Source organism: Mesoplasma photuris ATCC 49581 (genome assembly GCF_000702725.1).
GTDB lineage: Bacteria > Bacillota_I > Bacilli_A > Mycoplasmatales > Mycoplasmataceae > Tullyiplasma > Tullyiplasma photuris.
In genome coordinates this window covers 1-25,877 of record NZ_JNJI01000004.1, presented here as the reverse complement: position 1 = coordinate 25,877, position 25,877 = coordinate 1, and the positions used below count along the sequence as shown (strand labels likewise).

At 26.0% G+C, this 25,877-nt stretch carries 16 protein-coding genes; 15 read left to right on the top strand and 1 reads right to left on the bottom strand.

From position 1 onward, the window contains the following. Positions 1-13: 13 nt before the first annotated feature. On the bottom strand, positions 14-2,287 hold the full coding sequence (locus tag T347_RS0102345) for an MOLPALP family lipoprotein (RefSeq protein ID WP_031542918.1): 2,274 nt from the start codon (positions 2,285-2,287) through the stop codon (positions 14-16). Positions 2,288-2,435: 148 nt separating this feature from the next. Between T347_RS0102345 and T347_RS0102340 the strand changes: the two genes are divergently transcribed. The 15 genes from T347_RS0102340 to T347_RS0102270 all read left to right on the top strand — a co-directional run bounded on the left by T347_RS0102340 (position 2,436) and on the right by T347_RS0102270 (position 25,676). After that, a complete protein-coding gene (locus T347_RS0102340) occupies positions 2,436-7,601 on the top strand; it encodes an ABC transporter permease (RefSeq protein ID WP_031542917.1) in 5,166 nt (1,721 codons plus the stop codon). Positions 7,602-7,653: 52 nt separating this feature from the next. Further along, complete coding sequence (locus tag T347_RS0102335; RefSeq protein ID WP_051636034.1) at positions 7,654-8,205, top strand: DJ-1 family glyoxalase III; 552 nt, start codon at positions 7,654-7,656, stop codon at positions 8,203-8,205. 16 nt (positions 8,206-8,221) lie between these two features. Further along, positions 8,222-9,367, top strand: a complete 1,146-nt coding sequence (locus T347_RS0102330; RefSeq protein WP_031542913.1) for a cysteine peptidase family C39 domain-containing protein — start codon at positions 8,222-8,224, stop codon at positions 9,365-9,367. A gap of 2 nt (positions 9,368-9,369) precedes the next feature. After that, entirely contained in the window at positions 9,370-9,870 is a 501-nt protein-coding gene (gene ybeY, locus T347_RS0102325) for an rRNA maturation RNase YbeY (protein ID WP_031542911.1), read from the top strand. A gap of 1 nt (position 9,871) precedes the next feature. Further along, complete coding sequence (gene era / locus T347_RS0102320) at positions 9,872-10,777, top strand: GTPase Era (protein ID WP_031542908.1); 906 nt, start codon at positions 9,872-9,874, stop codon at positions 10,775-10,777. A 1-nt stretch (position 10,778) separates the two neighbouring features. After that, positions 10,779-11,585 carry a DNA repair protein RecO gene (gene recO, locus T347_RS0102315; RefSeq protein ID WP_169734480.1) on the top strand — a complete coding sequence of 269 codons (807 nt, stop codon included), beginning with the start codon at positions 10,779-10,781 and terminating at the stop codon, positions 11,583-11,585. Between the two features lie 74 nt (positions 11,586-11,659). After that, positions 11,660-13,030: a glycine--tRNA ligase gene (locus T347_RS0102310; protein WP_031542905.1), complete on the top strand. Its 1,371-nt coding sequence runs from the start codon at positions 11,660-11,662 to the stop codon at positions 13,028-13,030. Positions 13,031-13,053: 23 nt separating this feature from the next. Then, complete coding sequence (gene dnaG / locus T347_RS0102305) at positions 13,054-14,796, top strand: DNA primase (protein ID WP_031542903.1); 1,743 nt, start codon at positions 13,054-13,056, stop codon at positions 14,794-14,796. After that, the gene (locus T347_RS0102300) at positions 14,789-16,750 is read left to right on the top strand and encodes a sigma-70 family RNA polymerase sigma factor (protein WP_084323939.1); all 1,962 of its coding nucleotides are present in this window, start codon (positions 14,789-14,791) and stop codon (positions 16,748-16,750) included. The genes dnaG and T347_RS0102300 overlap by 8 nt, the downstream gene beginning before the upstream one ends. Position 16,751: 1 nt before the next feature. Beyond that, on the top strand, positions 16,752-17,420 hold the full coding sequence (locus T347_RS0102295; protein WP_031542899.1) for a tRNA (adenine(22)-N(1))-methyltransferase: 669 nt from the start codon (positions 16,752-16,754) through the stop codon (positions 17,418-17,420). Beyond that, positions 17,407-18,201, top strand: coding sequence for a Nif3-like dinuclear metal center hexameric protein (locus tag T347_RS0102290; RefSeq protein WP_031542897.1), 795 nt, complete (start codon positions 17,407-17,409; stop codon positions 18,199-18,201). The genes T347_RS0102295 and T347_RS0102290 overlap by 14 nt, the downstream gene beginning before the upstream one ends. 1 nt (position 18,202) lies before the next feature. Then, on the top strand, positions 18,203-19,579 hold the full coding sequence (locus T347_RS0102285) for a DEAD/DEAH box helicase (RefSeq protein ID WP_031542895.1): 1,377 nt from the start codon (positions 18,203-18,205) through the stop codon (positions 19,577-19,579). 60 nt (positions 19,580-19,639) lie between these two features. After that, positions 19,640-21,178 (top strand): YitT family ABC transporter, encoded by a 1,539-nt coding sequence (locus tag T347_RS0102280; protein WP_031542892.1) that lies wholly within the window; start codon positions 19,640-19,642, stop codon positions 21,176-21,178. Between the two features lie 86 nt (positions 21,179-21,264). Beyond that, positions 21,265-25,155, top strand: coding sequence for a protein translocase SecDF, variant type (locus T347_RS0102275; RefSeq protein WP_031542890.1), 3,891 nt, complete (start codon positions 21,265-21,267; stop codon positions 25,153-25,155). A gap of 8 nt (positions 25,156-25,163) precedes the next feature. Further along, positions 25,164-25,676: an adenine phosphoribosyltransferase gene (locus T347_RS0102270; protein ID WP_031542888.1), complete on the top strand. Its 513-nt coding sequence runs from the start codon at positions 25,164-25,166 to the stop codon at positions 25,674-25,676. Positions 25,677-25,877: the final 201 nt, after the last annotated feature.

The following is a 25,877-nucleotide window of genomic DNA, read 5'->3' as shown; positions in this document are numbered from 1 at the left end:
TTTAATAACTTGGTTATTTTTTTTCAACATCATAAACAATTCATTTTTTTGAAGATGAAACATCATTTCCATTAACGGGAACTTGTTTTAAAGTAACCACGTAATCTTCATTTCGCTTAAGATCATCATTTTTATAGTTAATTTTATACATAACAACAGCATCATTTTTAATTTCACCGAAATTTTCATAAGAAATTAATGAAGTTGTTCAATTTTTAGATTCTAAGTATGGAGTAATTTTTTCTTCAACATATTTGTTCATTGAATTAATATCAAGTCAGTTAATTAAAGAAGAAATTAATCCCGTCATTGAACTCATTGTTTTTTGTTGCATACGTTTGTTTGCTAAAACTTTAAAGTAATCGTTATCTAATGATTCATCATCATCACCTTTAACATTTCCATATAAAGCTGAAAGCGCATATAATAATGTACCTGTGTAAAATACATTATTTTCTAGATCAAGACCAATCGCTTTTTTAAACTCGTTCATAAAAGTTTCTTCAGATTCTTTGTTATCCGATAATAATAAAACAGCAAGATTATGCAAACTTCCTAAAATTCCTTTTAAAAATGGCTGTAAAGTAATTAGGTTAAAAATCAATTCTGGTTGAGATGGACTTGTTTTTTTAACAACAGTATCTCTAATAAAATTGATTAAATCCACAATAGAATTTTCTTTAAATGCATATAAGAATTTAACATCTTCAAATACTTTTTCATCAACACCAAATGCTTTTAGAGAAGTCGCTAAAGGATTACTTAAAAAGCTATTAATATTTGGTAAATATGTAGCTAAATTTTCATTACCCATAGCTTCAAATACATCTTTAAGAAGATTACCATTATATAAAGATTTCAAAGGATTTTTAAGATTGTCATTTTTAATCAAAGCTTCCAAAATATTTTTTATATTATCAGGAACCAAATTTAAACTAATGGCTAATTTTATCAAAGCGGTTATTGGTTTAAATCCATCACCAGTTTGATTAGCTAAATCATTTAGTAATAAATCTATGATATCTTCTATTTTTTCAAAAATACCTTTAAAACTTTCTAATTTATCTACTAAATCATTAATTGGTTTAAATATTTTTTCAAATATTCCTAAACCTTCAGCACCATTTGAGTTAATTTCGTTTCTTAATTCAATCATTGCGGGATCTTCTTTAAGTCCACCTTTGATAATAAATTTAATAGTTCCAACTATTGGATTGTCAATTTGTGTTCTTGTTGTACTATCAATACCGCTTCCAAGCAATACTGCAATTAATTTTTGAAAATTATAAATATTATTATTTGGATTATTTAAAACTTGCGCAATTATATTTACAAATTTTGCTAAATCAAAATGTAATAAAACATTTGTGAATTCCTCACCGTCAACAGGAGCAGTTAAAATATTATAGATAACTTGATTATTATCAACTTTTTCATCAAAAATTCTTTTAGAATTTGTTATTTCATCATAAGGTACTTCTGAAAATAAATCAGTCATTTTATCAAAATAATAAACTATCGCTTTTATTTTAGAAAATATATTCCCCTTCTCCATATACGTTTTAATAGAAGGCTCTTCAATATTTTCAGGTTCAGTTATTTTGTTGAATAAATCATCAACTTTTTCATCAACTTTTTCAGGAGTTAATGGCTCAAAAATACCTAAAATATTTTTAATTGTTTCATTTCCATTTACCATTTCTGGAAGTTTGTTAACAATATCTTTAACGGCATTTATTCCAAAAACTTGATTAACCATTCCGAACATGCTATCTGAAAAGTTAGAAGAAAAAACTAAACTTACAATCCCAGAAACCATTTGAATTATTTTAAAAGTTTCATCAGTCCCTGTTATAGAACCTTCATCATTATTATGTTGTTTGTTTAATGACTTTAAAAACTCGTTTTCACTTCCGTCAGCTTCTTTTTTCATATCATTAGCATTTAAAGTATATTTTTCATTATCAAAATAGTTTAATAACATGTCAGTCATAAGAACATTTGATGTATTACCATTTTCAATAACAGAAGGATCAACATGCTCACCAATTACTTCAACTGCATTTTGACCACCTAATAATCCATTAATATAACTTTCATTAAATTTTTTCTCATTATTAGAAACGTTAAGAATTGCGCTTTTGATAGGTACTTCTGAAGTTTTGATTAAATCATAAATCGTTGCTTCAATTTCTGATTTAAATTTATCAGCAGTTGTACATGCAACCGTTGCAGTAGTGGAAGCTGAAATTGTTATAACGCCAAGAACTGCTAATAATTTTTTCATAGTACCTCCACATTTTAATATATTAAATTATAACATTTTTATAATTATATTTTGTTTAAAAAAAATAGTTGTTTCTTAGTATAAAAACATGTCTTTTGAATTTTAAAGTTTTATAATATAATCATTCTATATTTGAAAGGAGAAATTTATGAAAAAAATACCATCAAATGTAATTCTCCTTTTCAAACAAGGTCTTAAGGGTGTTTTTAAATTTAAAATTCAATTTATTATTATTTTAATTTTATCTTTTTTAGCAACTTTAATTCTTACAATTACACTTTCTGTCAGTGCTAGATTAACAAATGATTACAATAATATTGTTAAAAAAGTAGATAGATTTAACTATTCATCAACTATGGAAATTTATGAAAATGGTGAGGATGGTGCCAATCGTCAGTATGATGTGCCTTTAATTTATGATTTTATAAATTCTGATCTTAACAGTACAATAGTTGGTGGAAAAACTACAACTAATTATAATATTACCTTTAATGATTATTATTTTTCTGATGCTTATGATGTTGAAAATAAATTTACTTTTGAAGAAACATTTTTAACAAGATTATATAAAGGTGAAACAATTTCAACTAATGAATCTCAAATCCAAGCCGCTAAAGATTTTAAACAAACTTTTTCAACAATGAATAATGATGCTTTGAGTAAAACAAATACTCAAGCATCAATTTTGAATAATGAGATATTGTATTCATTAAAAGAATTTAAAGATTCTAATGCAAAAAATGAAACTTATTTTAAAAATACAACAATGGGTGAGTATATTTTAAAAAATAATTTTGATTTCGAAAAAATTATTAAACACAATAATGGTGAAACACAAGAACTTGATATAAAAAGTCTTGAATTATTACAATATGTTCACTATACCTCAATTTCTGTATTAGCATTTCAATATAATAGTTTTAATGAATTTTTAAAAAATTCAACTAATCCAGAAAACATTGGAGAAACTTTTTATGAATTTTTAACTGGTTATCAGTTTTCAGAAGAAAAAGCTATTAATGATAGTTACATAGTTACTAAAGATAATAATTATGTTAAGCATGCTAACTTAGATACGCTTAATTTTGGAGAAGATCAATTACTTAATATTGCAATTACATCACAAGATGAAAATAATCAAGACAATTTATTAATAAAAGGATTTAGAGGAATTTCATCACCAATTTCAGCAACAAAAACTGATGATAAAATAGTTGGTCTTTCAATTTATAGTAAAAATACAGAACTGTTTTTATACAATGGAAAAGATGACAGCAATCGATTTTTAGAAAATATGTCATCATCTGATGATTATCGATTTACAAGTGGTTCTATTAATAAACTAGGAGTTAATCAGATCGAATCAATTAGTAGGGGTGCTCTATTTCAAAAAAGAATAAGTATTATTGCAGAAGTGAATAATTTTAAAGCTAACTTTAGAAAAGAAATGTTTGCATTCGATTCTATTTCACAAACCAAATACAGAGCGGTTGTTTTAAATGACGAAGATATGAAAAGTTCTAACTTCACAATTATTGAGGGAAGAATGCCTGTTAATGTTAATGAAATTGCAATATCACAACAATATGCAAAAGCTCATAAAATTGATTTAGGTAAAAAAATTAAAGTCGGAAATGCTATTTTCACAATCGTTGCTATTGCAACAGATGCGTATTCATACTTCCCGCAACCAGATAAAGATTTTCCGGTTCCTCAACCAAAAGTAAGTGCAATTCTATATGGTAAAAGAGATACTTTAGAAAATATGAGAACTGGAACTTCTTCATCTGAAGCTGATAGAACAGTTAAATATTCAATCAATTTTTTCTTAACAAGTAAAAGTAGAGATATTAATGTATTAGAAAATCAAATTAATAGATTTAATGCTATGCAATTTTCGATAAAAGATAAATTAATTGAACAGTTTGATATCGTAAATAGAACTTCAACATCAAAATTTGGACAAACATTAAATGTTGTTCCTTTTAAGAGTAGTGAATTTTCAAAAAACTGAACTTTACAACCGATGGTTATGAACATTTATAATATTGTAACTATTATTTCTTCAATAATAATTGGTGTAATCGCAATTGTTGCACTTATAATTTGTATTAAAAAAACTATCGATTTCAATTCAAAACAAATTGGTATATTGAAAGCTTTAGGTATTACACCTCAATCAATAGCAGCATCATATTTAGGACATTCAGTTATAATAACTTTATTTGTGATACCTTTAGGTTGATTGGCTGGTAACTTATTGCAAATACCTTTTGCTAGACTTTTCGGTGATTATTTTTCATCACCATACAACGGTTTACAATTTGATTTTGTATCTTTAGCAATAGCATTTACAGTATTAGGTATATTTTCAATGATAATTTCATTTGTATTTGCTTATTTAACAACAAATACTTCAGTGATGGAAATTCTTAAAAATTCTGTTAAATGATCTAACTCAAAAATTATTAACTCATTAAAAAATACAGCCTTCAAAAATTCTAAATTTACATTAAAGTTCAGTTTGACATTAGCTAGTTCGGGTAAAAAATCTATTATTTTACTTGTAGCGGTTGTTGGTATATCTTCGATATTCATTTCAACGGGATTGGCAATACCGGCTGTTGCAAACAGTGTTAAAACTTCGTTTTATGCAAATACTAAATTTGCAAACTCATATAGCAATATTGAACCAGCTTATAATTCCCCTTTTGCAAAAGGAGCATTAAATTTCTGAAATGGTCATGATGAATTAGATAAGGATTTTAACAAAAATCCAGAGGATATGGTTGAACTTGATGAAAGAGGAAATAAATATGGTTATTATATTGATCCTGAAAATTATTCAGCATCAAGCAATGACGTTTCTCCAATTTCTAAATATGTCTATTTAAATGATGGTCAAACCCAAACAATTGATCATTCTTTAAAAGAAGCTGTAAGTAATCCTGAAGGATTACTAGATTTAATCATGAAAATGTTTGGTAATAACTTTTACTCAGTAAATGGACAAGCATTTTCAATTGGTATGATCGATCAATTATTTGGTATTTTATTAAATTCTTTAAATGATCCACAAGATAGTGGTGAACAATTAACTGACGATGAAAAAATTAGAAATGCTCGTGATTTTTCAACATTCTTAACTCAAGGTATTCCCGAAATTTTAAAAGCTGTTGTTGGATCAACAGGTGGATCAACAGGTTCATCTAATCCAAACGATACATGAAAACAACAAATTATAAGCATTATTTTAACTTTAGTACCACCATTTGTTAGAAGTTATTTAGATGATGGTTCTAGACTAGAACAATTTTCAATCGCTTATAACGTTGAACACTACTCTCCTGAAAATGAATCATTAGCAACAATCATTGATGTTAAATCAAGCGAAAGTAAAAACTTCTCATTAACAGGACTTGATAAAAATCAAAATGCATATTCATTATATTCAATGAAAGATGAAATAAAGAATAATCCATTTTTAGATTATGAAACTTCTAAAAAGGTTGAAAAAGTATTTAATAATACATGAAATAAATCTGAAGATATTTTCTTTAATGGATGAAAAATTTATGATTCAAGTAAAAATCAATTATGAATCCCAACAGTCATTAATGAACAGGCGAAAGCTGGTTACAAATTACCAGTTGGTGGTGGAATAAATGATATTTCAACCGATGCTTCTGGAATTTCTTATGTTGATAATGATGGAAATACCAATCCATTGCCAAATCAAGCTTGAATTTATGATGACATCAATTTCTTAAAGTCTGATTATTATAAAAACAATAGTTCGCAAGGTATGGATGATTTAGTAAAATTCGGAAAAGGTGTTATCGAAAATGAAGATTCACGTTATTTAAATCCATTCGAATTAGACTCTAATAAATTTACAAACGATAGTCTTTACACAAATGTTGGTGATACAACTAAATTGAATAATAAATCAAGTATGTTTAATGACTTTGCAGTGTCTGATAATGAAATTAAAGGTGCCTATGTTAGACCTTACTATAGATATGATGATTTAAAGCTTTTCATTCCAAAAGCTGAAATTTTAAATACATCAGGTCTAAAAGATTTCTTATTCCCTAATGGAGCTTTAATTCCTGAAGACTTAGAAAATATAGATTCTTATACTGATTGATTTGATACTACTTTAAAAGGTAGTGAGGTTCCCAAAAGTGTTAAAACAGGTTATGATTTAAAATATTCTGATAATAATACAGAATGAGTTATGGTAAAACCATTTAACTTAAGTTATTCATTGGGAGATGAGAGAGAAGACGGAATCGGTAACATAGTCAATCATCCAAGTTATTGATTTTACGATGCTTTCAAAAATGAAAAATCAGTAATGCGATTTGGAAAAACTGATAAACAATCATATTTAAATAAAGATTTAAAAATAGGTATCAAAGTTGTTGATAAAATTAAATCATATGACTCAAGTTTATTCTTAGCTGACATGACATTTACTAACTTAATGAAAAACTATTCTTTAAGTAAAAAAATAGGTTTAAATAATTCTATCTTTGAAAAAGATCAAGTTCTTAAAGCTGGTGAAAAAGACAGCAATGGGTATGCTTCTCAGTTTGATAGGTATCCATTAAGAAACTTTAACGATGATATTGTTATGCTTGATAAAGAAGAATGATCAACAATTACATTTGAAGAGAACAACGCATTAGAAAACGCACCAATGATGTGACATAATGCCAAACTTTCAAATTTTGAAGAACCAGTTGGTTTAACTTCTGGAATTTCATTTGTTCCTTCTGAAAATCATGGTCAGTTTAGTATTGGTTTAGGGTCTGCTATATCAGTGTCACCCGTGTTATCGATGATTGATTCACAAACATTGTTAAGTACTCAAAAAGCCTTAATGGATCAAATTACTTTATTAGCGATTTCAATTGGTATGCTTTTAATTGTAGCTGTTGTTATAACTGCAGCATTATTAATTATGCTGGTTGGAGATATTTATATTTCTCAATATCAAAGGTTTATGATTTTAATGAAAGCCCTTGGTTACTCTAACTGAAAAGTTCAAAAATATGCTTTTGGAACAGTAACTATCTTTTCATTAATAGTTTGAGCTTTGGCAACTGTACTTGCATGAGGAACAATTGCCATTGGAATATACATAGTTTATCAAACAGGGTTCGCAATTCCGTATGGATTTACATGGTGACCACCGTTAATAAGCTTTATAGTAACAGCAGTTTCTTTCATTGGATCATTATTAATTTCTTCTGGAAAAGCAAGAAATGGTAATCCAGCATCACTAATGACAGGAAGTTCTGAATAAAAACGCTTCGGCGTTTTTTGTTATATAATTTAAATATAAAGAGGTATTTATTATGGAAAAAAGAGTAGCAATATTTTTAGGTACTGCATTTGAAGAGTTAGAAGCAGTTACCATTATAGATGTTCTAAGAAGAGGTGGTATCAAAGTTGATATGATTTCTATTGAAAACACGCCAACTGTAACTAGTGCTAGAAACATCACGATGCATACAGATATTTTGATCAATGATATTAAATTAGAAGATTATGAAATGTTTATTTTACCAGGTGGATCAGGAGTAAATAGAATTTTAGAAAATGAGCAAGTTGTAGAAATTTTTACTAAAGCTGACCAAATGGATAAGTTAGTAGGTGCTATTTGCGCAGGACCACAAGTATTGGCAAAAGCTATTGAAAGAGAATTCAATGTAACACATTTTCCTGGATGCGATCAATTTATGGAAAATAAAAAAGAGAATATGACAGTTCCTTTTATAACAGATAAAAACATTACTACGGGAAGAAGTGCCGGACATTCTTTAGATTTTTCATTAGAGGTTTTAAAAATTTTAAAAGGTGAAGAAACTGCCAAGAATGTTAGAGAACAATTTAAAATTTTAAACTAATCCTTTTAGGGGTTTAATGAATATAATAAAACAAACTAAAATTAATAATTGTGGAGCAGCATGCTTAACCACGGTTGTTAATTTTTTTAATAAAACAAATTTTACAATAATCGAAATGGAAAAATCTTTTAATATTAAAGATGATGAGGACATGAATCTAGAAGTTTTATCCTTAGAATTATCAAGATTCAAAATAAATAACATTCCTGCTAAAGAAATTGATTTAGAAAAAGATTTAAAAAACGGCAAATATATAATTTGTATAATTCTAAATAGCGAAAAGCAGCAACACTATGTAATTGTTAAAAAGAAAGAAAATATATTGATTGTTTTTGATTCGAGCAAAGATAAAAAATATAAAATTAGCATTTCAGAGTTCAACAATTATTTTTTAAATATCGGTATTTTTATTGAGAAAGAAAAATTTGAAAAACAACAATTTAATATCAGAATATATTTAGACTATAAAACCATTTTTTCTTTTTTAATTTTACAAATTTTTCTAATGCTTGTTTTAATTTTGAAACAGTTACTTTTAAGAAATATCATCAAAGAGATTGTTGAAGAGCAGTATTTTTTATGATCACTATTATTTATATTATTAATATCGATACTTGAAATAATTCTTATTAAATTAGTTAAAAATTTCATTAATAAAATTTATGAATTTAATTACGCAAATTCTATAAAAAAGGAAAGTGAACAAAATATTACAATTTTAATTAATGCTAATTTAATAGAAGAATATAAAAAACTATCATGTTTAAATATAGATTTTAAAATTTTATTTTTCATTGAAATTTGCCAAAATTTTTTAGTTTGTATTTTTTCAATTTTTATATTCAAAGAGTTATCAATTATTTTAATTTGTTTAACATGTTTTAATATCTATTTCAAATTTTTTGCAAACGAATATATTAGAGGTAAGGAGTTTTATATCAGAAAATTTATAGGAATCATAAACATAATGATTTTATTGTTTATGATTTTTAAAAGTTTTGATTTTAATATAATTTGTATATTTTTATATTTTTTAAATTACTTTTCAATTAGCAATATTACTAATTTAAATGTTACATACTCAAACTATTTCAAAACAAAGAATAAGATGTATAATTATGTCTTAAATGATTATATAAAGTATAATAATAAAAAGAGGTAATGATGTTCGAAATTGAATTCTATAATAAAACTAAATTGAATACTTTAAATTGAGAAAAATTTGCAAACAATATTTTAGAATCTGCTAAAAATTATTTAAAAATTCCTGAAGATTTATTATTAAGTATTTCATTTGTTGATAGTGATGAAGCTCAACAAATAAACATTCAATATCGTAATCATTCATATATTGCTGATGTAACGTCATTTCCAACTGAAATGTCAGATGAAGAAGTTAAAATTATGGGTTTTAGAGAGCTTGGAGATTTATTTATTTGTATTGAAGAAGCCGAAAGAAAAGCTGTTAAATATAAACACTCAATTGAAGAAGAGATGGGCTTTTTATTTGTGCATGGTTTTTTACACTTACTTGGTTATGATCACGAAACCAATCTAGAAGATGAAATGGAAATGTTTGCTTTACAAGATAAAATTTTGAAACTAAATAATATAAATTATGAAATTAAATTTTTAGAAGAAGATTATAATGACGAGGGAGAATAAAATGGAACAATTTAAATCTGGATTTGTAACTATTGTTGGAAGACCAAATGTTGGTAAATCCACTTTAATAAACAAAATGATTGGACACAAAGTTTCTATCGTAACAAATAAAGCACAAACAACAAGAAATAATATCAGAGGTATTTTAACTGAAAAAGATAAATATCAAATTGTTTTTGTTGATACACCTGGTATCCACACACCAAAACAAGATTTAGATCGTATTATGAATGCTTCAGCATTAAGAAGTATTAAGGATGTTGATTTAGCTCTATTTTTAGTACCTGCAGATGAAATTATTGGTAAAAATGATAGATTCATACTAAATGAACTTGAAAGACAAGACATCGACAAAATATTGGTAATTACTAAAGCTGATTCTGTTAAAAAAGATGAATTATTTAAAAAGGTTTTAGAATGAAAAGAATTAACAAATTCTTTTATAGATGTCGTAATTACATCATCAGTTGATGATGTAAATATTGATACTTTAAAAGAACTGATCGTTAAGCATTTACCAGAAAATGATTATCAATTTTATGATGATGATGTAATTACAGATCAACCAAACAGATTTGCAATAAGAGAAATTATTAGAGAAAATATTTTACTAAAAGCTGGTCAAGAAATTCCTCACGGAGTAGCAATTATGGTTGATGAATTAGAAGAAACTGATCAAGGAATGAATATTGTTGCTACAGTTATTGTCGAGCGTGATTCTCAAAAAGGAATTATAATTGGAAGACAAGGTTCAAAAATAAAAGATATTAGATATAAGTCACGAAAACAAATTAGAGAATTATTTAAAAAAGAAGTTAATCTTGAATTATTTGTAAAAGTTCAAAAAAACTGAAGAAACTCACCATCACTAATTAAAAAATTAGGATATGACAAAAACAAATATTAATATGCCGGAAAAAAAGATGGAAGGAATTGTCATTAATAGTCATAATTATGAAGAAAATGACAAAATTGTAACTATTTTTAGTGATAAATACGGAAAGTTGTCCGTTATTGCTAAAGGAGTTAATAAACCAGTATCAAAAAACAAATATTCAATTCAAACTTTTAATATTTCAGAATTTGAAATATTTAAATCTAGTTTTAAAGATAAAATCTCAAAATTGAAAACCGGAGTTTTAATTAAAAATAATATTGGGATATCAGATAATTATGATAAATATTTATTCGCAAATTTAATCACATCAGTTATTAATGATGGTTTTGAAAATGGTCATAAAAATTATGAAATTTATAAGCTTTTGAAGTTTTGTTTAAATAATATTAATGAAGACATTGATCCATTTACAATGGTTGTTATATTTTTATTTAAAACTACAAAACATCTTGGTGCTGAAATTCAATTCAAAAAGTGCATTAGATGCAATTTAAAAAAAGCAATATATAGACGTTTCGATTTTAAAGAATTTGGCTTAGTATGTTTTAATTGTATTAAAGATGAAGAAAAGCATAATGAAAGTTTCATAGATTTTTTACAGTATTTAGATAATACCAATTGAAATAAAATGAATTTTAATAATTTTGATTCGAGTTATCAAATTATATTTTTAAAAGTGTTAATTAATTATTATGAAAATATTATCGGAATTAAAACACCTGCTTTTTATGAACTATTAAAAAAACCGATTTTCGAAGAAAGCACGTTTACAGAATACACTCATAGTGTGTTGACAAAACTTGTAAAAAATAGATAATTTATATATAATTAATGTATAAAATAAAGTCAGCTTTTTGCTGACTTTTGTAATTATATAATAGGAGGTTAATAATGCCAAAAACAATGGAAGAGATGATAGCTCATTTAAAATCACAAGGATTTGTATTTCAAGGTTCAGAAATTTATGGTGGTTTAGCTAACAGTTGAGATTATGGTCCTCTTGGTGCTGAAGTAAAAAATAAATTGAAGGCACAATGATGAAATTATTTTGTTAAAAAAAATGCTTTAAATGTTGGTTTAGATTCATCAATCATTTTAAATCCTAAAGTTTGAAAAGCATCAGGACATATTGATGGATTTAACGATCCATTAATTGATTGTAAAAAATGTAACTCTAGATGAAGAGCTGATAAAATTATTGAAGAATTTAATCAAGAAATTAATGCTGGAACAATGTCTAATCAAGAAATGGAAGATTTTATTAAAATCAACAATATTTCTTGTGCTAAATGTGGCGCATGCGATTATACAGCAATTCGTCAATTTGCATTAATGTTTAAAACAAATCAAGGTGTGCTTGAAGATGAATCTTCAACTGTTTACTTAAGACCAGAAACAGCTCAAGGAATTTTTATTAATTTTAAAAATGCTCAAAGATCATTAAGAAAAAAACTTCCGTTTGGTATTGGTCAAATTGGTAAATCTTTCAGAAATGAAATTACACCAGGTAATTTCATTTTCAGAACAAGAGAATTTGAACAAATGGAATTAGAATTCTTTTTTAATCCCAGTGATGAAACAGACTGATTTAATTATTGATTGACTAATGTTGAAAATTTCTTAAATAATGTAATCGAAATTAAGTCAGAAAATTATCGAGTAAGAAATCATGATAAAGAAGAATTAGCTCACTATTCTAGTCAAACAAGTGATATAGAATTTAAATTTCCTTTTGGTTGAGGTGAATTATGAGGAGTTGCTCATCGTGGTGATTTTGATTTAAATGCACACCAAACTGCTTCTGGTCAAGATATGACTTATTTAGATCCAGAAACAAATAGCAAAATTTTACCAAATGTAATTGAACCTTCAGTTGGTGTTGAAAGAATGATGCTTGCTATTTTTTGACAAGCATTTGAAGAAGAAAAAATTGATGAAAATAATTCAAGAATAGTTATGAGATTACCTAAAAATTTAGTTCCTTATCAAGTTGCTGTAATGCCATTACAAAAACAATTATCTGAGCAAGCAAAAGAATTATTCAATAATTTATTAGAAGATTTTGATGCAACTTATGACGAAACAGGAAATGTTGGTAAAAGATATAGAAGACAAGACGCAATTGGTACACCGTTTGTAATAACTTATGACTTTGATTCATTAGAAGATAAATCAGTTACAATTCGTGATAGAGACACAATGGCTCAAGAAAGAATTAAATTAAACGAAGTTAAACAATATTTATTTGATAAATATAATTAATTAAAATGATAGGAGTGATGTCTATGAGTAGAATTTCAGAAAACACAATTGAAATGATACGTAATAATGCAGACATCGTTTCTGTCGTTTCTTCGTTTATACCATTATCTAAAAAAGGAGTTAATTATTGAGGTGTTTGTCCTTTCCACAATGATAGTTCACCTTCAATGTCTGTTAATAATGAAAAGAAAATTTTTAAATGTTTTTCTTGCAATGTAAGTGGAAATGTTTTTGATTTTGTTTCCAAATATAAAAATGTTGATTTTATTAATGCATTAAAAATTGTTGCAGAAATAGCAAATATAAAAATTGAAGAACTAGAAAATTTTAAACCAGTTGAAAAATATAGCCAATCTGAAAAACGTATTTTCGAAATAAATGAACATGCAATGATTTTTTATAAAGCCATATTAAGTACTGAATTAGGTTTAGAAGCTAAAGAATATTTGAAATCTAGAGAAATAGATAAAGCAACTAGTGAAACTTTTAATATTGGTTTTGCTTCATCAAAGATTAGTTTAGTGGATAACTTAATTAAAAAAGGTTTTACAGAAAAAGAGTTGGTTGATTCTGGTTTGGTTTATATAAATAAATCTGAGTTAAAAGAATATTTTATAAATAGATTAATTTTTCCAATTAAAAACATTGATGATAAAATTATTGGTTTTTCTGCAAGAACTTTGAAAGATGCAAAACCAAAATATATAAATTCTAAGGAAAATGAAATTTTTAAAAAATCTGAACTTCTTTATAATTGTGAAAAAATAATTAACATAAATGAAGTTATAGTTTTAGAAGGTTTTATGGATGTGATTGCCTTGAATAAAATCGGAGTTAATAATGCTGTGGCAATTATGGGTACGGCACTTAGTCAATTTCATATTAATTTATTTAATAAAAATAAATGAAAAATTAAATTATTTTTAGATGGTGATGATCCGGGAGTCGAAGCAACAATTAAAGCTTCTAAACTATTATTAAAAAATGGTTTTGAATTTAATGTAATTGAAAATAATACTGATTCTGATCCAGATGAATTAATCAAAAATAAAGGTCCGGAATTTATGTTAAAGATGTTAAATACATTTCAACACCCAATTAATTTTATTGTTGAAAAAAAATGAAATAAAGTGGATACAAATAATCCGGAAAATATTAAACAATTTGTTAAAGATATGAAAGAGATTAGTTTTCTTGTTAAGGATGATACTTATAAACAATTTGTTAAAAATAAAACTAATGAGAAACTATCTAATATTAATAAAGAAATTCTTATTCAAAAAAATGATGTTTTTATTAATTCGTCAAAAAATGATCAGAAAATTGTTGAAGCTTATAAAAAGGCGGAATGAAGTATTTTTATTTCATTATTAAAGTCTGATGAGTTTATTGAAACCATTTCTAAAAATGTAGATTTAATTGATAACAGTACTTTAAGAAGCGCTGTTAGAGGAATTATAGAAGAATATAAAATAGGTAATTATCGTGGTGGAAATACTGAGCAAATATTAAAATTAATTGATGATAGAATTATCCATGACAAGGATTTAATAAATATTATTATTTCATCGGAAATTTCAAAAGTAAAAATTGGTCAAAAGACAATTGATGATGCCTTTTACAAGTTGAACGAGTATGATGTAACAAAACAGATAAAAGAACTTCAAATTAAAATCAAAGAAATTGAAAATGTTGAAGAAGAAAAAAATATATTAAAAAGAATAGAGATATTGAGAAATTCAATAAAAAGAGGTAAACATGGCTAAGCTAAAATTTAATAATAAGGCAGATTTAAAGAAAATTAAAAGTATTGAAGAATTTCATGAATACACAAATAAATTTTTAGACGCAAACCAAAATGAAATCGAACAAGAAGTTTTATTAGAAACTTTTGCAACTATTTTTCCAAATGCATCAGATAATGAAGCTGAAAAAATGCTAGAAAAACTCTCAGCAAGAGATGTTGTTTTTACAGACTTAGAAGATTTTGATTTAAGTGAAGATTTTTCTAAAAATGAAGAAGATGATGAAATTGAAGAAAAATCATCAATCAAGTTAGACATTATAAATGATGAAGATGAAGAAGATTTAAAACTTGATGAAGATGATGAAGAAGATGATGATGATGATTTTTCAGAAAATGTTAAAGCAGGACAAGCTGCTGAACAACTAGCTCGTAAAAATTCTAAAAGTTCTTCAAACGAACCTTACAGAATTGGAACAATTAGTAATGAAACTAAAATTCAAGATATTGTTAAAACATATTTTAATAATGTTGGTTCATGAAAAATATTATCTAAAGCAGAAGAAATAGAATATGCAAAAATGCTTCAATCAGAAGATGCTGATGATGTTACAGAAGGAAGAGATAAATTAGTAGAACATAATCTTAAATTGGTTATTAATGTTGCTAAAAAACATTTAAATAGAGGTTTAACTTTTGAGGACTTAATTGAAGAAGGAAATATCGGTTTAATGAAAGCCGTTGATAAATTTGATTACAAATTAGGATTTAAATTTTCAACTTATGCTACATGATGAATTAGACAAGCAATAACTAGAGCGATTGCTGATCAAGCTAGAACAATTAGAATTCCTGTTCACATGGTTGAAACTATAAACAAACTTTCTAGAATTGAAAGACAATTAACTCAAGAATTAGGTAGAGAACCTTCTCCAAATGAAATTGCTGAAAAGCACGGTGTTGGAATGACTGCTGAAAAAGTTATTGAAATTAGAAAATTATCAGTTGAGCCAGTATCTTTAGAAAAACCATTCGGTGATGAAGATGATACACATTTTGGTGACTTCGTAGAAGACAAAGATATGGTATCTCCTGACGAATACGCAGAAAAAGAAGTACTGAAGGAAGTTTTGGATAAAACTTTTGAAGATATGCCTGCTCGTGAAGAAAAAGTAATTAGAATGAGATATGGAATTGTTCCAACTAAATTAAGAACATTAAAACGTTTAGCAAAAGAAACAGGTGATGAATATTCTAGTGATTTAGAATCAGCAATTACTAATTTAGACATTCATGTTGATACTCCAATCGAAATATTTAGATCAAAAGACGAAGTTATCGTTGAAGGTTTAAAACAAAGAGGTGTTTTAGAAGAAATCAACAATATTGTTGATGAATTAATGGATTACAATACTAAGCCAATTACTATTGATGTAAAAGTAAATGTAAATAAGGAAATTGATCAATTAAATAGTGATGTTGATTTAATTAAGTTCAAAGAAAATCCAATTATTGTTAGAGCATTTGAATTGGCCGGTGTTAAAGAAGTAAATTCTGTTTTGTTTAATAATAAAGAAATTTTAAAACAGTTCGATAAATCATTTACAATTTGTTCATTAAATGAAGACAATAAATGTAATAATAAAGGTTTAAGAAAAAGCTTAAAAATAGTTAATGATAAATTTGTTATTACAGATGAAAACTGTTTGCATACAAAAATTGATGAATTGATGAATAAAACTGGACTACCAATTCAATCACTAACTACATTAATTAATATTTCAAAAGATTACAGAATTATCAAAAATCAATTATTGAAATATGATTCTCCAAAAACTTTAGAAGAAGTTGGTAACGAGTTAAAAGTTACTAGAGAACGTATTAGACAAATAGAAAACAAAACAACTAAAAAGTTTAAAAATCCTGCCAATAATAATAAAACCGCTAAAACTTTAAAAGAATTTTATAAAGGTTAATATGCAAAATAAAAGATTAGAAAAAGTAGCCAACTTAATTTCTAATGTAAATGTTTTAGCAGACATTGGAACAGATCATGGATATTTACCAATAGAATTAGTAAAGTCTAAAAAAGTTAATTTTGTTTATGCAGCAGATATCAATGAAAAACCACTTAATTCAGCTAAATCCAACATTAAAAATGCGGGTTTAGATAATTCTAAAATCGAAACAATTTTAAGTAATGGCATCTCTTTTATTAATGAAAGAAAACTGAAAGTTGATATAGTTACTATAACCGGTCTTGGCACTTCAACAATGATAGATATCATCGAAAATGATTCACCTTATATAAGTGAATATATATTTTGTTCAAATACAGAGGTTTCCTCTTTAAGGGAATGAAGTAATAAAAATAATTTTAGTATAAAAAAAGAGGATTTCTTTTTAGATAATAATAAAAAATACTGATTAATATGAATTGATAAAAAGAATAATCATAAAGTGTCTAATACTCTTTTAGGAGATTTTGTAGAATTAAAAAATAATTTAGAATATATAAAATATTTAAATTATGAAATCAAAAAATATGAAAATATTATTTCTAAGATCACTAATGATAATAGCAGAATGATATATTTTGAAAATCTAGTTAATCAAATTAAGGAGTATATTAATGAAATTGGATAGTTTAATAAAGTATCTTGAAAAAAAATTTAAACCTAGTTTAGCGGCTTCTTGAGATTATTCGGGTTTTCAATTATTTAATGGTAAAAAAATTAATATAGAAAAAGAAATTGAAAATGTTTTAATATGTTTAGATTTCACGTTGGAAGTTTTTGAAAAAATTAAAAAAGAAAATTATGATTTAATTATTTCTAGACATCCTTTTATATTTGGAGATTTAAAACAAAATAAAAAAGACCCTTTTAAAAAAGAAGCCATAAAATTTTTAAAACAAAATAACATTGATATTTATTCAATTCACACAAATTATGATGCTTCTAAAAATCAAGAAATGTTCTCAATATTAGAAAACGCGTTACCTGTAAAATCCATATCAAGATGAGGTTTGGATAAAGAAGGTTTCGAGATTAATCTTAAAACAAAATTATCTTTAGAAAATATTAATAAAATTTTATCAAAAGAATTTAAAAGTGATTTTACTTTTATAAATTCAGATGAAAAAGAAATGTTTGATAATTTTAAACTGGTGAGTGGCAGCGGTTTTACTTCAGTTATTGAAACAAGTCAAAAAAATATTTTGTTTGTTACAGGGGAAATGAAATGAAACGAATATATTTATGCCGAATCTAATAATATCTCAGTCATAGTGTTAGGTCATTATATGGAAAACTATTTTATAAAAGATATAGAAAATAAAATTGCAGAAAGATTTGGAAATACAGTAAATGTAAACTCTTTCGATATAAAAAACCAATTTAAGGTTATAGAAAATAAGAAGGTATAATATGAATTTTTCAAATTTTGGATTTAAAAGATATGTAAATGAAACTTTAGATGATATTGGTTTTGTTGAAGCTACATCTATACAAGAAAAAGTAATTCCGTTAATTAAAAAACACCAAAACGTTGTCGCATTAGCACATACAGGAACTGGTAAAACTCATAGTTTCTTACTCCCAATCATCAACAATCTTGATATAAATATTCCTTTTGAAAAAAGAAGAGTACAAGCATTGATTATTGCACCAACAAGAGAACTAGCAAAACAAATTTATGACAATATTAGAGATTTCCAAAAAAGAGAATCAAAAATTACTGCTAGTTTATTTATTGGTGGTGAAGATATTAATAAATCAATTGAAAATTTAGAAAAAACACAACCAATGATTGTTGTTGGAACACCTACAAGAATTAAAGAACTTTATGAACAAAATCACTTGAAACTTACAACAACTGATTATGTTGTGATCGATGAGTGCGATATGATATTTGATTTAGGTTTTATTGAAGATGTTGATTTTATGTTATCTAAAGTTAAGAAAGATGCTGTTATTTCATTATTTTCAGCAACAATTCATGAAACTTTAAGACCATTTATTAAAAGATATCTTAAGCAATCAATTTTTATTGATGATTCAAAAAATGAACCATCTAATAAAAATATTAAACACGTTTTAATTGATACTAAAAATAGAGAATTAGATGAAAACCTTGGAAAAGTTGTAGATTCTATAAATCCATTTTTATGTTTAATATTTGTTAATCATAAAGAAGATGTTTCTAAAATAATTCATATTTTGAGAAATCATGGAATTCAAAATATTGGTGAACTACATGGTGATCTTCAACCAAGAACAAGAATGAACATGCTTAAAAAAATTAAAAACAATGAATTTAAATTCGTTGTTGCAACTGATGTTGCTGCACGTGGTGTGGATATCAAAGGTATAAGTCATGTTATTTCAATAGATCTACCGACAGACTTAAGTTATTACATTCATAGAGCTGGTAGAACTGGTCGTTCTAAATTCCAAGGAATTAGCTACGTTTTATTGAATGTAAAAAATCAATCAAAAATTGAGGATCTAACTAAAAAAGGAATTTCTTTTGAAGCTCAAAGACTTATTGAAGGAAACTTGGTGCAAATTAAAAAAGGAGCAGCAAGAACTCAAAAAAGAAATCAACAAAATTTAGATGTTGAATCACAACAAGTTATTTCTAAATATAAAAAACAATCAGTCAAGCCAGGTTATAAACAAAAACGTAAACGTGAACTTGAAAAAATTCAACAAAAACGTAAAAGAGCTCACATAAAAGAGTCAATCAAGAAGATTAAAAAAGAGAAGTATATGAAAAGAAGAGAAGAGATTTTTGGAGATTAAATTTATTAATCTCTTTTTTATTTTTTTATGATATATTAAATAATATATATAGGAATCAATATGAGAAAAATTAAGATCAGGTCTTCTGATGGTCAAGAAAGTATTTTGATCAGTAGAGAACAATTAGAAGAATTAAAACAAGATCATAAATATGAGAAATCATATGATTTTTATTTTAAAAAGGCTTTTCAAAAAATCGAAAGAACCACTTATTTTAAAAGAGCATTCTGAATTGAATTAATTTGAATCGCCCTAGCTGCACTTGGTACATCAATTGCTTTATCTTATTTAATTGCTGTAACTGGAAAAACGGGTTTATTCCCTGGTGGAATAGGATCTATTGCTAGATTTTTATCAGTTACATTTGTAACTGATGCTGGATTACAAGGAACGTTGTATTTTCCATTTTATTTTGTTTTAAATATTCCTTTTATTATTTTTGGTATTAAGAAAATCGGACTTAAATTTACTTTAACAACTATAATTTGAATTGGTTTTTCAATTGCTTTTGATTTCATACTTAAAGCAATTCCTTATCTTAGACCTGAAGATATGCAGTTTATCATTGATTATCAATTAATTTCATCGCTTTCAAGTGAATGAAACTCAACAATTTGATTATTTATTTTTGCAATTTTTGCTGGAATTGTAAATGGTTGATCATATGGTATTGTTTATCGTGCTGGTTCATCAACTGGTGGTATTGATTTTGTTTCAATGTTCTACTCAAAACATAAAAACAAAGCAATCGGTACTTTGAATATGAAAATTAACTTTTCAATTCTTGCAGTAATGATTATGGTCAATACAATGATGTTAAATTCAAATGATTTACCAGAAACTGTCAGATTAAGTGTACTTAATAGAGAAATTTTTAATGAAGATTTCATTAATCAATTACTAAATGGTGCCGATACTGGTTTTGCTAATACATTTAAAAATTGAGTAATAACTAATGGAGGAGTTACTTGAGAAGAATTTATTCAAGGTATTAGTACAGGAAATCCATTAACTTTAGATAGCGAATATTTTGAATTAATTCAAAAAATGGCATCAGATTCAGGATTTACAGAGTACACATCTTCAATGTTGAATTGAATGAAATTTAAATTTATTTTAGGACCAAGTTTATTCGCTTCGATCGTTATGATTATTATTCAATCAATTATAACTGATGTAACTTATCCAAAAAATAGAATTAGAACAATTATGATTTCAACAACTAAAGAAAAAGAACTACAAGCTTTCCTTTATGATGCTGGTTACAACAATAATATTTTCGTATGAGAAGCTGAAACTACAAAAAAAGGTATGGATGTAGAAAACAAAAAAATGTTGATTATTTCCATGACTGTTTTAAATTGAAGAAAAATTGATAAGGCAATCATGAATGTTGATAATAGAATGAATATTAATATTCTTGGTACAAAAAGAATCAAAGGTACCTTTACTGTTGATTTTAGTGATGAAAAAAGACAAGAAAGTATTAACAAAAAGATTTTAGAAAATCCTAAAATTATGAAAAAGATTGAAAACGATGCTGTTATTAGAACAATGAAAAAGCAAAACAAATCTTTATTCAAAAAAGCAAAACAATAACATAAACAAATATTGTATAATTATTTAGTAATACTAAATAAAAATGTAATATTTTTTTATTTAACTTTTTAGTTAAGGAGGTAATTATGAAAGATAAAAAAAATCCTAAAAAGATTGTCAGAATTCTTGCGCTTTCATTAATTGTTGCCTCTTTAATTGCTGGAATAATATTTTCATCAATCTTTGGATTTAGCGGTATTAAACTTGGATCTAAATATTCGGGTGGATATGAAGCTTTAGTTGGAGTTTATGATGATCAAAATGAAAATACTTCAGATACTCCAAATGGAGATGCTTCTAAAGCTGCAGAAGCTTTAGAAAAGAAACTTTCGCCTTTTTCAGATAATACAATCGATATTATTCAAGAAGGTAAATCAAGATTACAAGTAAGAGCTACAAAAGATGCTTATAACTATAATATTGATGCTTTTAGTAGAGCAATCGAAATGAATGGTGGAATTGTTTTATTAAATAGTAATTACCAAGATATTTTATTTGATAAAGAAATTATGGATAAATTATCTGTTCCTGTTGAAGAAGGAAGCTCAGATGATGGAAAAATTGTTGTTGATTATAATGGTTCAACAACAATTAAAAATAAATTAAAAGTTAGTGATATTTTAGGTGATGTTTCTGTTGAAAGATATAAATCAGGAAATGAAAACAAACCATATTTAAAATTTGATTTATCTGATGAAGAGATTGCTAAAAATGGTTATTTAGAAAAAATCATTGCTCCAGCAGAAGAAGAACAACCAACAAAAGCAACGAACGAATCTCTTACTTTTGTTACATCAATTGAAAATGTTCTAACAAATATTAGAGAGTACTACTCATTAGCTCCAACTGAAGAAGAACAAGAAGATTACATCGAAACATTTTGATTATTTATTCGTAATCCTTTAAATAATATTGCTGACGAAGCAACTAGAAAAATTTTAAAAGATTTTTTCACAGGTTCTATTGTTAACGAAGATGGATCAGTTCAAAAAGTGTCATTACTTTCTTATGGTGGCAATTCTAATACTGATGATTTTAGAGAAGTTACTTCATTTGAAGCATTTGAAGAAGTTCTTGAGCAAGGTTTTAGTTTTAAAGAAAATTCTGAATTAAATAATTCAGTTTCTAGATATGTTTATGATACTAATGCTGTTTCTGACGATTTCAATATTAACAATGATGAAGGTAAAAAAGGTAAATACTCAGAAGATATTAAAAGTGTTATTAATGGTGAAGTTTTGGGTAAAAGTGTTACTATTTTTAACACCTTAACAAACAATTTATTTAAAGAAGTACTATTTAAGGATGCTAATGGTGGATTTAATAGTCAATTAAATTATGATTTTTTCAAAGAAAACTTAATTTTATCTAAAGATGTGATTTCACCAACACCTTCGATCGCTGTTGGAGCATTTTTAGAAAAAGAAAATGAGAAAACTACTGGATTAATGCTTAAAGCTCCAAGTTATACAATTGCTGAAAGAAATACTGCTGTAATTTCTCAGTCAACTCTTGGAATTCACTTCAAGGTTTTAGCTATTAAAGAATTTGATGCAACTATCAAACAATATGCACTGATAATAACAATTATTATATTGTTGATATTAATGTTAGCACTATTTATATACATGCTATATGCGTATAGAATTTTAGGATTATTTACAATAATCATTGCCGTGATTATCGGATCCTTAGTAATTTTTGCAACTTCTTGATTCAATGTTGCTGTTGGTCCTGAGCTATGGTTAATATTGTTATTATTAATCGGTTTAGTCATAGATATAGCATCAATGTATATTGAATCAATCAAAAATAATATCTATAGGGAAAAACACTCAATCGAAGCATCAATGAAAATTTCTGGAAAAGAAACTTTGGGTATGTCACTTGATGCAGCGATTGTTGCTTTAATACCAAATATAGTATTATTCTGAATTGGTTCAGGAGTACTTAAAAACTTTGCAACAATTACTGCCTTTGGAGCGATTGCTGTGATTGTCTTCGGAATTGTATTATTTAGAATAATGACAAGACTATTTTTAAAATCAGAATTATTTAAAAATAAAACATGATTGTTACCAATTGATAACTTTGAAAGAATCGAAGGAAATTATTTCTTAACTATTAAAATTGATCACTACAAAAAAGTTATTAAATATTTAACAGAAAAAGAAAAAACAACGACTAAAGAATTGTTAAGATTAAAATCAACAACTGATAAGTTATTGATTGCTGAAAACAAATCAAAAGAATTAAATGATAAAAGAAAAGCTAAAGCTGATCAGAAATTATTATTAAGATTAGAAAAATCAAATAATAAAATTGCTAAATTAGAGGCAAAACCTAAATCTAAATTAACTTTAATTAATAAAGTTACAGATTTAAGATCTGAAGAAGCTAAATTTATCAATAAAGATATTAATTTGAATATTCAATATTCAAAAAATCCATCAGATAATTCACAAGAACAAATTGAAAATAATCGATTAATTAAACTTGAAAACAAAACTAAATTAACAAGTAAAATTATTTTTATAATTGTGGGTATTTTAGCTATATTAAGTTTAAGTGTTGGTTTAACGGTTGGTCCTAAGGCTAATTCATCATTTGGTAGTGGTAAAACATTTATTATTTATGGTGAACAAAACATCGAATCAAACTATAATACTATGACTCAAGGAGATGGTATTTTTGGAATCATCACTAGTCAAAAAGTTGACGGTGAATCTCTAGATGAAGTTAAAGCCAAAGCATACGCTAACGATGTTAAAAAGATTGTAAGTTCAACACAAAACGATCATGCTCAAGGTGTATCAAAAGGTTATGAATACATAATTTCTAATGATTTATTAAAATGATTCAACCCTAAAATTAAAAATAAAACTTTATATGATGTTCAAATTAAATATGGAAACGATTTCTTAACTCAAAATCCAAATGGAACAGAAGTTGAAAAAAATGCGCCATGAATTTCTATTTCAACTACATCAAAAATGAGATTTAGAGAGTTCAAAGATATTTTAAGAATGTTATCAGGAACTCAAATTACACCAGATGGTAAAAATGGTGTACTTGGTATGCAACAAAATCCTTATACAGCGTCTGGTCAAATTGTTCAGGCTGCAATCATGACTGGTTTTGTACTATTAGCATTATTAATTTATATGATAATTAGATTTAAATGAACATACTATGTTGCTCTAGCATTATCATTAATCTTAATAGTAGGAATTACAGTAGCTTCAGTTATTGTGTTCCAAGTACCAATTGGTTCTGAAGTTATTTCAGCAATTGTAGTGACAATTTCATTTGCAATGATTTCTGCAATTATTGTTTTAGGAAAAGGTAAATCTTTACTATCTGCAAAAGGTGAAAAAACACTTTCATTAAAACTATCTGAAGAAATTGAACTTGCTAAAGAAATTAATGTTAAAAATAGATCAGCAAAAACATCTATTGATGAAATTAATAAAAAATACAACTCTGAATTAAAAGAAATTAAGAGTCAATTGAAAAACCTACTTAAAGATCAAATTGAAGATAAAGAAAAACTTAAAGAAGAAATTAGAATGATTAAGTTTAATAAGAAAACCGAAATTGAATTAGAAAAAAATGCTTTCAAAACTTTCAAAAAAGATACTAAACGTGAAATAAATAATTTCTCAAATAAAAATAACTTCATTAAAGATACTTATTTAAAAATAGTAAAATTTGCTATTATTAGATCAATAGTTCTTGGTTCAATTTATCTAATTATTTCAATAGTTTTAGCTTTCACAATGATTGATGTGATTGGTATGGGTATTACATTAGCAATTGGTATTATAGTAACTGCTGCTGTAATAGTTTCAATTATGATTCCACTTTGAATGTGATTAGAACGAAGAAGAATTAGTGCAAAATTAGGTTATAAAAAATTTATTGGAAATATAGAAGTTTCTAATGAAGAACAAATTGTAGAAGAAATAAATGATTAGGAGCTAGAATGAATTTAAAAAAATATATTATTGACGTTGAAAATTTCCCAAAGGAAGGTATTGTTTTTAAAGATATAACACCTTTATTAAATGATGCAGCAGCGTTTAAATATACTATTGATCAAATGGCTGATTTTGTAAAAAAATCTGGAGCAACAGTTGTTGTTGCTCCAGAAGCTAGAGGTTTCTTATTTGCTTCAGCTGTGGCTTATGCAAGTAATACAAGATTTGTATTGGTAAGAAAACCAGGTAAACTTCCTAGAAAAGTTTTAGATATCGCCTATACTTTAGAATATGGAGAAAATCATCAACAAATGCATGATGGTGATATTAAACCAGGAGATAAAGTTGTTATAGTTGATGATGTTCTAGCAACAGGTGGAACAATCGAAGCAATTATTAAGCTTGTAGAAATGCAAGGTGGAACTGTCGAAGGAATTTCATTCCTAGCTGATTTAACTAACTTACACGAAGATGATCTATTAGCTGAATACAATGTTCAAAAAATATTAAAGTATTAACATAACAAAGGCTTTTGCCTTTGTTTTTTTTACCAATTAAAGGTTTTAATTTAATAAAAGGAGATTAATTATGGCAACAATGCCTTATATTAAAAAAATAGAGTTAGACGTAATAAATTAGAGATTGTTGAAATAAAACAATACTCAGAACTAGAAAATGAATTAAGAAATTATATTTCTAATAAAAAAGAAATTAAAGAT